Consider the following 11663-nt stretch of genomic DNA (forward strand, 5'->3'; position numbering starts at 1 on the left):
CTACCTTATCAAAGCGACTTAGCGTATTATTCGGCTAATTTAGTTTTTTCTGCTTTGAGGATGTATGCGTCTAGATATTCACTGTGCTGATAGGATCGGTATAGCCCAAGAAATCCTTAATATTTTAGTTAACTACAGTGTTGATTTAAAAGGTATTGAGGTCGATTCTGTCAATTGCCGTATGTATGTGAGCTTTCCAGAAATAGAATTTGAGCAGTTTCAAAAAATCATGCCTTCTATCCGTCTGATTGATGGTGTGCATGATGTACGCACTACCGCATTTCTCCCTTCTGAGCGAGAGCATAACGAATTAAATACCTTGTTACGTGCATTACCTGATGGTGTTATTTCTATTGATGCTAAGGGCTGGGTACGTTTATGCAACGATGCTGCCTGTAAAGACCTGCAGTTAAGTGAAAAAGAAGTTATTGGTGCTAACATAAATAACCTACTAAAAGGCTTTAACTTTACGCGTTGGTTAGAGGGCAAGGAAGTGTTAGGCCAAACGACTCGGGTTGAAGTAGCTGGCGAAGACTTTATTGCAGATATTTTACCAATTGCCGTGCCACAAGGCAGTGAAGGCGATGTTTTAGCGGGTGCGGTTATTAACATTAAATCGCAAAGCCGCTTAGGGCAGCAGGTCAGTGCATTTAGACGCTACGGGCAAGAAAGCTTTGCGACTATTCATAACTTTAGTACGGCAATGCGCCGAGTTGTGCGCGAAGCACGCAAAATGGCGCAACTAGAAGCCCCTATTTTGATTACTGGTGAAACTGGCACAGGTAAAGAGTTATTAGCTAGAGCGTGCCATTACGCATCTAATCGCTCTGTTAAGCCTTTTATTGCGCTATCGTGTGCTTCACTTCCTGATGATGTTGCTGAGTCTGAATTATTTGGTTATGCCGGGTACGAAGAAAACGCAGCGCCAAAGCGTGGTGTATTAGAGCAAGCTGATGGTGGAACTGTATTTTTAGATGAAGTTGGCGAAATGTCGACTCAACTACAAACTAAGTTACTGCGTTTTTTACAAGATGGTACGTTTAGAAAAGTAGGCGATGAGAACGAAGTTAAAGTAAATGTACGTATTGTTGCCGCTACTCAAAAAGACTTACCTGCAATGGTACAAGAAGGGGTTTTTAGAGAAGACTTATATTACCGTATAAACGTGCTTACTTTAGAAATAGCGCCACTAAGAGATAGAAAAGCAGATGTAGGACCACTTGCAGAGCATTTTATTCAAAAATATGCGCAACAAAATGGTCATGCAATTCCTGTTTTATCACAAGAGTGTTTAAGCTTCTTACAAGAGTATCCCTGGCCTGGAAATGTACGTCAGCTGGAAAATGCAATTTACCGTGCAGTGTCGTTACTAGATGATAGCGAGCTTCGCGTAGAGCATTTGCAGTTACCAACTTTTACTCATGATTTAGGGTATTTAGAGTCTGATTTTGAAGGCTCACTAGATCAAGCTGTTAAACGTTTTGAAGCGACTTTACTTCGCAAACTCTACCCTGCTTACCCAAGCTCACGTCAGTTAGCTAAGCGATTGGGCCTAAGTCACACCGCTGTAGCTAATAAGTTACGTGATTACGGGATTAATCGAAAAACAGTAAAAGTGTAATTGACTTAAAGAAATTAAAATATGGGGACTAATTTTTAGTGCCCATATTTTTTGTTACCCCATCAATTGCAATCGTCTCAATACCTTCTTCGTTAAAGTTCATTACGATACTGGCGTTATTACGAGTGAAAAAATAGCTACGGCCATTTAGCTCAATAACATAGTCACCTTTTACCGGATCGCTAAACTGCTGCTTTTTTAAAGTGACTGTATGTTCGCCAATTTGCCATTCAAACTCCTCAATAAACCCGTTATTAAATTCTTGAACCCATACTTGGCTGTCATCTTTTGAAAGCGTGATGGCGACAGAGTAAGAGCTAGGAATTTGCTCCATATTGTAACTTTTAGATCCAATAGTGAATTTCTCAGCTTTTTGCTGCCATTCAAAACCAAATTTAAATTCTTTAACTACACCGGTAGGGTAAGTTACTGAGCCTTTACCTGGTAACGAAAAATCGGCAAAAGCATTGTAGCTAGGGACTAATAGGGCCAGTGCAGCGATAATTTTTAGTTTTGATTTCATTAGCTATCTTTTTTATTGTAATAATGATTTAAGATTAAAGTAGAATATTCGTCTTCGCAAGGGGCTATGCTACACTCGAATAAATTTAACTGGTAAGACCTTTATTGTGAACTTATATATTCGACTTTTATTATTATTTTTCAAAATTAAACGCAATAAGCAATATCAAAATCTACTTGATACAGTAGATATTGATTACAAAGCTTTGCCGACTGATTGTGATATTAATCTACATTTAACGAACTCACGCTATCTTGCGATGATGGATTTATCTCGCACGTGGATGACGGAGCGTGTTGGCTTACTAAAGCAAATAATGAAGCGTCGTTGGTTTCCGATTGTTAACGCAACTGCTATTACTTATATCCGCGATATTAAACCTATGCAGCGATATACAATAAGTACTAAGTTAGTTGGCTGGGATCATAAATACTTTTATATTGAGCAAAAGTTTCACTCAGAGCGAGGCTTACATGCTATTGCTTATGTACGCGGTGTATTTAAAAGTAAAAAGGGTATTATAAGTATTGAAGAAATGCTTGAAGTTGCTGGTTTTGATGGGCAAACACCTATATTGCCAAGTGAAGTAATGCACTGGAAAGAAATGTTAGAGCAGAAAAAGTTAAGTAACCTGCCAAATCGCTAATACCCTACAAATGAGAAAAAAGGCCTTTCGGCCTTTTAACACACATTGTAATTGGGTAACTATGTACTACTTCATATATGCTTTAAAAGCTGTACCTAACACCAAACATAGCCACAACAGGGTCAAGCTCAACAGTTGATGTAAGCGATTTTGCACCATTAGCATAAACAGTGGCATCGGTATCAATATCCATAATTGATACCATAGCGTGTAAACCCCAGTTTTTATCAATTTTATAGTTAGCACCTACCTGAGCCATAAAGCCAAACGAATCATCTAACTTTACTTCTACATCGTCTGTTCCTAGTGTTGCTTTAAGTGCTTGAGAGGGTTGCTCATCAAAAAATGTAGTGTAGTTTATGCCTACGCCTATAAAAGGTCTTAGCGCATAGCTTGTATCTAAAAAGTGGTATTGTGCAACCAATGACGGTGGAAGTTGTTTTATATCTGCAATTTTGTTGCCTGCTAAGCCGCCTGCGCCATTTACATCGTGTGAAAACGGTGTTGCTGCTATCAGCTCTAACACCCATTGATCGTTAAATGCATAATCTACGGTGATACCTAGTTGAGTATCTGAATCACCTTTAAGGCCTAGCGTAGGTGCTTCATTAATCGCTGAGCTATTGTTATCAGGGTTTACGTTAATAGCACCAACATTTACGCTAAAGTTCGCGTGTGCAGCTGGAGAGAGTGCTAATAAAGAGGTTAATAATGCGATGCTAATTTGAGTTTTCATGTTGTTCTCCAAGAACTACTGTTTAATTAGCGCTATTATTACCGAGCAATAAATATGAAAACCTGTTCTAGATCAAAGTTTAAAAAGCATTTGAAGCTTATAAAATGTTTTATTGATTTAGATTAATTTTAGTGTCGTTATGCTTTTGTAAAGATTGACATATTTATTTAATTAACAGTCACATGAATATAAGGCAGGCACTGCTTTGCCATAATCTCGTGTTTAACCAAGGGCCTTAATAAACAAGAAAATATGTTTTTAGCAGGGTTCAAAAATAATTAAAACAACTGACACTTAAAAAGTATTGGAAGACTTAAACGCGATTGAGTCGGTATTTATAATGAAATATAAACCGAGTATTTTATAAAGCATAAAATACTCGGTGCACTGACTTTAGTTATCAATAGTTATTCTAAATAACGTTTAGCTTTGTTTTCTTTCACACTTTTAAGATCGACTAATACCAATCCATCAATACAATTATTAAAATCGGGATCAATGCTAAAGCTTAAAAATTGTACACCGCCAGGGTTGCAAAGCTCAGTATATTGTTTAAATAAAGTAGGGACTTGAGCGCCCATATTAGCTAACACATGTTTTAACTCTACAAAATCTTCTTTAACATCGTTTCCATTAAAAAGAATATTGCATTGAGTTAGCTGTTGCTCAGTTAATTTAAGCTCATTATTAGGCGTAGCTAGTTCTATACTGCTTTTATAATAATGTTGATAGTAATAAACGAGCATGGCTTTGGCTTGCTCAGGTAGAGCGTTGGACACGCTTACAGCCCCAAATAAATATCTATACTGTGGGTAGTTTTTTATAAAAGCACCAATACCGTACCATAAATAGTCGAGACTCTTACGTCCCCAATACTTAGGTTGTACAAAACTTCTACCAAGCTCAATACCTTGGTGCAGATAGGGCGTCATAGCGTCGGTGTAAGAAAATAAACTATCGGTATATAAACCTTCACGTCCATGTTTTTGTATTATCTGTTGTGCGCAGGCTAATCGATAAGCACCTACTAGCTCTAGTTGCATAGGGTCCCACAGTACAAGGTGTTGGTAATCCATATCGTATTTATCTATATCACGACGCTTACCGCTTCCTTCACCTACTGCTCTAAATGCAATTTCTCTGAGGCGTCCCAACTCTCTAAAAATAGGTGAACTACCTACATATTGATATAAATGAATGTGCATGCCATCGTGTGTTTTACCCAGAAGCTGACATTGCTCAATTGCTCTTTTTAGTTCTTTTCTACACTCGGGCACAGCAATAGGTGTTTGTGTTTTTAGCGGCAGTGTTTTTTTAGTTGTAAGCCTATAAAGCTGCTTACGTATGAGGTTTACAATTTCTTTATCTTTAAGGTTTTCTATCAAGTAGGACTCAGGAGGGATAGAAGCACCAATTTCAAACTCTAAAGATTTTTGGCGCTGCTTAAACATTTCGGCCACTAATAGTAAACTTGCCAAAGGTTTATAAATCATTGATGTACCATAAAAAAGCGGACTATTTTTGGCTTTAATAAAAATAGGTAAAATGGGGCAGTTGGCTTTTTTTGCCATACGTAAAAAACCGCTATTCCATTTGCAATCCTTAATACCGGTTGGTCCTAGGCGCGACACTTCCCCTGCAGGAAATATAAGTAAGGCACCTCCACCTTTTAAATGGTTTTGTATATTACTAAGCTCTTGCTTTTTACTCATACCAGATAAGTTATCAACAGGGAGTAAAAGAGAATGCATTGCGCTGACCGACATTAACATGCGGTTTGCGACTACTTTTAAATCCTGCCTTACTGTAGAGAGTACTTTTATAAGTGCTAAAGCATCTAGTGAACCAATAGGGTGGTTAGCAACAATAACAAGTTTACCCTCGTTAGGAATATGTTCTATCTGCTTAGGTTTATAGCGCGTATCAAAATTGAGTTCATCAAGTACTTGCTCAACAAATTCTAATCCTTGTAGGTGAGGGTAGGTATTACCAAAGGTGATAAACTCTTGTTCATGTAATAAGTAACCTAAGCCCTTTTTTACTAAACCTTTTACTTTTGGAGAGTTCTCTAGTTGTGGTAAGTTTGCTGCAATTACTTTATCAACACTTATCATATTAACCTCATATTCCGTTTGGTCTATTCGCTATACATGTAAGATTAAAAAAAGGGTGTGACAGTTACTTTGCAGTAGTGTGACTTTTTAAAGTACTAAATTATAAACTGTGAATTGCTAGGAGAATTTATGTCGGTATTGGTGGCTATAACGGGGCGCAATAACGAAAAGCTAATAACGAAGTTACAAGAGCGATTACCAAATACATTGATAGAGCAATGGCCTGATTGCAAAAACGCAAATAATGTGGATTTTGTACTTGCGTGGAATGCTCCTGAGTCTCTGTGGCCGCAGCTGCCTAACTTAAAAGCTGTGTCGTCATTTGGTGCAGGCGTAGATAGTATAAATCTAACATTATTACCTGAACATGTCGAAGTAGTACGTATTGTGGACATGCAATTAGCTGAAGATATGGCGGAATATGTACTTACACATGTCTTAGCTCAAAAATTACGCTTAAAAGAGTATTACACTAAACAAACACAGCAAACATGGAAGCCAAAACGAGCTTTTAGTAATAAACATGTTGGTATACTTGGATTTGGCGAATTAGGTAAAGCATGTGCGCAAAAACTTGTAACTAATGGTTTTAAAGTAAGTGCCTGGGCGCAAAGTAATAAAAACACGACTAATGTCGAGGTTTATTATGGCGATGAAGGACTTAGCGATATGCTTTGTAAGATTGATTATCTCGTGTGCTTATTACCTCTTACGCAGGCAACGAAGGGTATTATTAATCACTCAATGCTCGCTAAGCTACCTTCACATGCTGTTGTTATTAATGTAGCACGTGGTGCTCATGTGGTTGAGCAAGATTTATTAAATGCATTAAATAACGATAGCTTACGCGCTGCTACCTTGGATGTTTTTGACCAAGAACCTTTAACGCAGAATCACCCTTACTGGGGAAACCCCAAAATAACACTTACACCACATTGTGCAGCGCTATCTGATTTAAATAGCGTTATAGACCAAATAGCCGATAATATTGAACGTTTGAATATGGGCTTAGCACTCAATAATTCAGTGGATAGAACTAAAGGTTATTAGCTGATAGCTAATTAGTTTAAAAAACAGCTTGTTAACATTTGTAATTTTCATTAGTGTAAAAGATATTCTCACTAATAAAAATATAAAGAGGGTGTTATGAAATCCAGTCAAAGTGGGGCTAAATTAAGCCTCGTTGTTATTTCAATTATCGTGCTAGGTGTTTCAGCTTGGTTTAATCAGGCTAACGCTGAAGATAGTCCATCTAAAACACAAACCCAAAGTGAATTAACAATAGCAGATTAACCTAGCTTATTAGGTATTTTCAGTTTTCGTCTTTCTTCTCGTTTCTCTCAACAGTACATGCACAGCACCATTATTGCAGTGGTGCTTTAGTGGCGCTTAATATTGTCCTGATCCATCGTGTTTCTAATATTTTAAAAATTCGCAACAAAAAAGCCCAGCAATGCTGGGCTATTAAATATTCTAAGGAAAAGTTGTTAACTTTGGGTTACATTAAATTGCCCAAATGTATAAACTTTAAACAGGTAAAAAGTGTTGATCAACACTAAACTCATATTTGAAATAACGCTCGACGACATAAGATCTAGGCTAAATGATAAGAATAATAAACCACATGCACTAATGGCGGCAACGCGCAGCAGTGTTATCTGGTTAATAAAGAATGCACCTAAACCTAGTGCAAGTAGTGTAGTATTTAAAAGCCAATCTAGCTCATTTAGCATGGTCGTTTCAATAGTTCAGTTGTTGAAAAAAGGAGCGCCATTATGTTGATCTTTTGCACACCTTTCAACCAAGTAATTTTAAATTTTCAGATTAGTTTTTTTAATGCTAAAAGTAACTGCCAATTGCCGAAAACAAACCATTGTCAGCAATTACTTGATACTTCTGACAGCTCTGTGGTTTTTGTAAATCACTGCATAAATAAAGGGATTCACGGCTAGAATCATAGTTGGGGTGCAAGTTGGAATCAATTAAAGTAGCTCCGTAACCTAAAAGTCCAGGCCAGTAAACACTCTCACTTACCATCCCTAATTTTTTATAGGTGAGCAAGGTTGGTTTTGGAAAAGCTAAAATTATTACAATAACAATGGCCAGAGATATAAATAGCCCCTTTTTTGACTTTGTTTTTTGGCTAGTGCCATTGTTTATGTTTGTTTTTTCCTCTGCGGGTATAGAGCGCTGAGTAGGGCGTTGCGGCTTTCTTTTTTGCGCTGTTTTTTTTCTTGTTGGTGCTTTACCTAGCAACGACTGTTTATTTGGGGTTTTAGACATAAAGCAAATCTGGCCTTTTTTCCGTAGGTCTCTATAATTAAATGAGCAAATTTATATACTAAGCTAATTATTATGATAACTTAAAGTTAGCTTATAGCCTACGAGGAATAAAGATGAATACGCAGCTATCAATTTTAATTGTAGATGACGTTAGCACAGTGCGTAGTTTTTTGAGCCAAACGCTCATGCACTTAGGGATAGATAACGTAAAGGAAGCATCTACTGCCTCACAATGTATTAGTGAGTGCCAGGCTGCAAATTATAATATCATTTTTTTAGACATAGAACTGCCGGACGGCGATGGCAAAGATTTGATTGCGCAAATCAATGAATTAAGCCCTGAGACAAATGTAGTAATGGTATCTGCACATTCAGGTATTGAAAATGTTAAGGATGCAATTGATAAAGGCGCTAAAGGATTTGTAGTGAAGCCGTTTACACCTAAAAAAATAGCGGCAATGCTTAAGAAGTTTTATCCAGACTTGGAAAATGTATGACACCAATCTGTTTAAATATTTATGTCGACTGTTATTAAAGTACGAGATTAAATCTTAGATAAAAAAAAACCGGCAAAAGCCGGTTTTTTATATTCTATCAAAAACAAATTATAGAGCTTTAATCTTAGCTGCTATACGGCTCTTATGACGAGCTGCTTTGTTTTTGTGAATTAGACCCTTAGTTGCGTAACGGTCTAGGATAGGTGTAGCAACAGAAAAAGCTTGCTGTGCAGCTTCTTTATCGCCCGCTTCAATAGCAACAATTACTTTTTTGAAGTAAGTGCGCATCATTGAACGACGGCTTGCGTTGTGCTGACGGTTTTTTTCGCTTGTGATAGCGCGTTTTTTTGCAGACTTGATGTTAGCCAAGGTTTGCTCCTAACAATCTTAAAATAAAGCTTAAATTAAAGGCCGTGGAATATGCCTGTTTCTATCATGGATGTCAATTTAAATTTAACAATCCAAGAAAAACTGCACCATATAACGAGCATCAATTTGCCGCTTTAGCAGTTAATATAGACATTGTAACAAAGCACAGACCCCCAGCCTAGTGCTTTAAAGCGATTTATAAAAAAGACTGTGGCATAATCGCCTATCTTGAGGATTTTTGAGTAGGTTTAAGGTGTCAAAAGGTTTATTTCGCTCTGGTATGATTGTTAGTTGTATGACTATGATATCGCGTATTTTAGGGCTCGTTCGAGATGCTGTCGTTGCCAATTTATTAGGCGCAAGTGCAGCGGCTGATGTTTTTTTATTTGCTAACCGTATTCCTAATTTTTTACGCCGTTTATTTGCAGAAGGTGCCTTCGCACAAGCATTCGTACCTGTGCTAAGTGAAATTAAAGAACAGCAAGGCGACGACAAGGTCAGACTTTTTGTTGCACAGGCAGCAGGCACATTAGGAACCATTTTACTAATTGTCACTATTATTGGTGTTGTTGCTTCCCCTGTTATTGCAGCACTATTTGGTACCGGTTGGTTTATAGATTGGTGGCAAGGCGGACCTAATGCCGAAAAATTTGAACTTGCAAGTTCACTACTTAAACTTACATTCCCCTATTTATTTTTTGTAAGTTTAGTTGCACTTAGTGGTGCGGTAATGAATGTGTATAACCGTTTTGCTGTTGCTGCATTTACACCAGTTTTGCTTAATGTTTCTATTATTACGTGTGCAATTTTTTTACATGATAAATTTTCGGTAGGTGCTTATTCACTTGCCATAGGTGTATTTGTCGGTGGTGTAGTGCAGCTACTATTTCAATTACCGTTCTTGTATCGCGCTAAAATGTTGGCGCGTCCGCGCTGGGCATGGCAAGACGAAAACGTAAAAAAAGTACGAAAACTTATGCTACCGGCTTTGTTTGGTGTCTCTATTAGTCAAATTAATCTGTTGCTCGATACCATGATTGCGTCATTACTGATGACGGGCTCAATTGCATGGCTTTACTATTCAGACCGCTTAATTGAATTTCCGCTGGGGTTATTTGGTATTGGTATTGCGACAGTTATTTTACCGGCGCTTTCTAAACTACATAGCAGTAAAAAAAGTAGCGACTTTCAGCATACTCTCGATTGGGGAGTTCGTTTTGTTATATTTTTAGGCCTGCCAGCAATGATAGGTTTGATGATCATCAGCCCACTTATTATTACCGTGTTGTTCGACCACGGTGCATTTAAAGAAGACAGTATTGATCATGTCAAAGCTGTAAGCTTAGGCGTAGTCGCATATTCGGTCGGACTTGTAAGCTTTATGCTAATAAAAGTACTCGCTCCTGGCTTTTATGCTCGTCAAGATACAAAAACACCGGTGCGTATTGGTATTATTACCTTAGTACTTAATATGGTGTTTAACATTATGCTGGCTCCTTTCATTGGTTATTTAGGGTTGGCACTTGCTACTTCGTTATCGGCTAGCTGCAATGCATTTTTATTATACAGACAGCTTAAAAAAGAAAATGTATACCAGTTCTCATCAATGAGTATGCGTTTTACACTTAAATGTGTTGTTGCAAGTATTGTTATGGGAGCTGTCACATGGTTTGTGAGCAGTTACTATTATTGGGCTACATGGGCCTTTACACAGCAAGTAATATTATTAGTAGCGCTAGTGGCTTTGGCAGGTATTAGCTACTTTGCAATGCTATTTGTGATGGGCGTTAGACTAAATACGATAAAAAGTGTAGCAATTACTGAATCAAACTAAAAAAAAGATTATAATCGGCAACTCTGCGGCTTTAATCATTTTTTAGCCGTAATTAATAGCTCGCTAAACAAGGCATTAGGTGGCATGGAGTTAATTAGAGGTATACACAATATTCGCCCACACCATTTTGGTTGTGTGTTAACTATTGGTAATTTTGACGGCGTTCATTTAGGCCACGCAGAAGTATTAAAAGGTTTACTTAGCGATGCTAAAGCGCATAGTTTGCCTAGCACTGTAATGCTGTTTGAACCCCAGCCACAAGAGTTTTTTGCTAAAAACAATGCCCCTGCACGGTTAACGCGCTTACGAGATAAGTTACGTTTATTGAGTGATTTAGGTATTGAGCGAGTTATTTGCATTAGCTTTAATCAGCAATTTGCAAACATGCATGCTGAGCAATTCGTTAATGAGATTTTGATTAAAAAGTTAGGTGTTAAAGCACTTACTGTTGGTGATGATTTTAAGTTTGGAAAGCAACGCCAAGGTAACTTTCACTTACTTGCTAGCATGGGTAAGCAAGCGGGCATGGATGTAAAAAGCACCGCGAGCTTTCGTCAATTAAATGCTAGAGTAAGCAGCACTTTAATACGAGATGCTTTAGCATCCGGTGACTTAGCGAGTGCTAAAATAATGCTTGGTCACGATTATGCTATTTCTGGGCGTGTTATACATGGTTGGAAAAGAGGACGTGAACTCGGTTTTAGAACGGCAAATATAGCCCTAAAACGCCAAGTGTGTCCTGTCAACGGAGTGTTTGCAGTGCAAGCAACGATTGCAGGAAAACAGATTTTTGGAGTTGCAAATGTAGGCAATAAGCCGACATTTAATGGAACTCGTGCATTATTAGAAGTTCACCTTTTTGATTTTGCACAGGATATTTACGGACAATTTATGCATGTGGAGTTAATAGAAAAACTTCGCGATGAGAAAAAATTCGAGACATTAACACAATTAACGGCGCAAATAGCAACTGATGTTGCTGCCGCTAAGCAGTGTTTTGGTTTAAATCAGGTAGCCGATAGAGACGGAATGTAGGATAA

General features: G+C 37.8%; 13 protein-coding genes. 7 read left to right on the forward strand and 6 right to left on the reverse strand.

Annotation, left to right across the window (positions count from 1 at the left end; translation table 11 throughout):
* Window positions 1–64 precede the first annotated feature (64 nt).
* Complete coding sequence (gene tyrR, locus H5126_RS01135) at window positions 65–1621, forward strand: transcriptional regulator TyrR (RefSeq protein ID WP_182720533.1); 1557 nt, start codon at window positions 65–67, stop codon at window positions 1619–1621.
* Between the two features lie 28 nt (window positions 1622–1649).
* Here tyrR and H5126_RS01140 read toward each other — a convergent pair whose 3' ends face one another.
* A complete protein-coding gene (locus H5126_RS01140) occupies window positions 1650–2144 on the reverse strand; it encodes a hypothetical protein (protein ID WP_024596632.1) in 495 nt (164 codons plus the stop codon).
* Window positions 2145–2250: 106 nt separating this feature from the next.
* Between H5126_RS01140 and H5126_RS01145 the strand changes: the two genes are divergently transcribed.
* Window positions 2251–2790, forward strand: coding sequence for a thioesterase family protein (locus H5126_RS01145; protein ID WP_024596631.1), 540 nt, complete (start codon window positions 2251–2253; stop codon window positions 2788–2790).
* A gap of 82 nt (window positions 2791–2872) precedes the next feature.
* Here H5126_RS01145 and H5126_RS01150 read toward each other — a convergent pair whose 3' ends face one another.
* Both H5126_RS01150 and H5126_RS01155 read right to left on the reverse strand, forming a co-directional pair.
* Window positions 2873–3526, reverse strand: a complete 654-nt coding sequence (locus tag H5126_RS01150; protein WP_182720532.1) for an OmpW family protein — start codon at window positions 3524–3526, stop codon at window positions 2873–2875.
* Between the two features lie 407 nt (window positions 3527–3933).
* Complete coding sequence (locus H5126_RS01155; protein WP_024596629.1) at window positions 3934–5640, reverse strand: lysophospholipid acyltransferase family protein; 1707 nt, start codon at window positions 5638–5640, stop codon at window positions 3934–3936.
* A 129-nt stretch (window positions 5641–5769) separates the two neighbouring features.
* Here H5126_RS01155 and H5126_RS01160 point away from each other — a divergent pair, with 129 nt between their 5' ends.
* Together H5126_RS01160 and H5126_RS01165 are read left to right on the forward strand one after the other, a co-directional pair.
* The gene (locus H5126_RS01160) at window positions 5770–6690 is read left to right on the forward strand and encodes a glyoxylate/hydroxypyruvate reductase A (RefSeq protein ID WP_182720531.1); all 921 of its coding nucleotides are present in this window, start codon (window positions 5770–5772) and stop codon (window positions 6688–6690) included.
* 96 nt (window positions 6691–6786) lie between these two features.
* The gene (locus H5126_RS01165; protein ID WP_002958221.1) at window positions 6787–6933 is read left to right on the forward strand and encodes a hypothetical protein; all 147 of its coding nucleotides are present in this window, start codon (window positions 6787–6789) and stop codon (window positions 6931–6933) included.
* Between the two features lie 194 nt (window positions 6934–7127).
* Here H5126_RS01165 and H5126_RS01170 read toward each other — a convergent pair whose 3' ends face one another.
* Both H5126_RS01170 and H5126_RS01175 read right to left on the reverse strand, forming a co-directional pair.
* On the reverse strand, window positions 7128–7373 hold the full coding sequence (locus tag H5126_RS01170; RefSeq protein ID WP_002958222.1) for a hypothetical protein: 246 nt from the start codon (window positions 7371–7373) through the stop codon (window positions 7128–7130).
* A 106-nt stretch (window positions 7374–7479) separates the two neighbouring features.
* Window positions 7480–7923, reverse strand: coding sequence for a hypothetical protein (locus tag H5126_RS01175; protein ID WP_024603734.1), 444 nt, complete (start codon window positions 7921–7923; stop codon window positions 7480–7482).
* 113 nt (window positions 7924–8036) lie between these two features.
* On the opposite strand from H5126_RS01175, the gene H5126_RS01180 reads away from it, so the two are divergent.
* Complete coding sequence (locus H5126_RS01180; RefSeq protein WP_002958224.1) at window positions 8037–8420, forward strand: response regulator; 384 nt, start codon at window positions 8037–8039, stop codon at window positions 8418–8420.
* A gap of 108 nt (window positions 8421–8528) precedes the next feature.
* On the opposite strand, the gene rpsT is transcribed toward H5126_RS01180, so the two are convergent.
* Entirely contained in the window at window positions 8529–8789 is a 261-nt protein-coding gene (gene rpsT, locus H5126_RS01185; RefSeq protein ID WP_002958225.1) for a 30S ribosomal protein S20, read from the reverse strand.
* Between the two features lie 295 nt (window positions 8790–9084).
* Between rpsT and murJ the strand changes: the two genes are divergently transcribed.
* Together murJ and ribF are read left to right on the forward strand one after the other, a co-directional pair.
* Complete coding sequence (murJ, locus tag H5126_RS01190) at window positions 9085–10623, forward strand: murein biosynthesis integral membrane protein MurJ (RefSeq protein ID WP_370660919.1); 1539 nt, start codon at window positions 9085–9087, stop codon at window positions 10621–10623.
* Window positions 10624–10707: 84 nt separating this feature from the next.
* Complete coding sequence (ribF, locus tag H5126_RS01195; RefSeq protein ID WP_024596625.1) at window positions 10708–11658, forward strand: bifunctional riboflavin kinase/FAD synthetase; 951 nt, start codon at window positions 10708–10710, stop codon at window positions 11656–11658.
* Window positions 11659–11663 lie beyond the last annotated feature (5 nt).

The sequence above is a fragment of the Pseudoalteromonas sp. SG45-3 genome (assembly GCF_014164075.1).
Taxonomy (GTDB): domain Bacteria; phylum Pseudomonadota; class Gammaproteobacteria; order Enterobacterales; family Alteromonadaceae; genus Pseudoalteromonas; species Pseudoalteromonas distincta.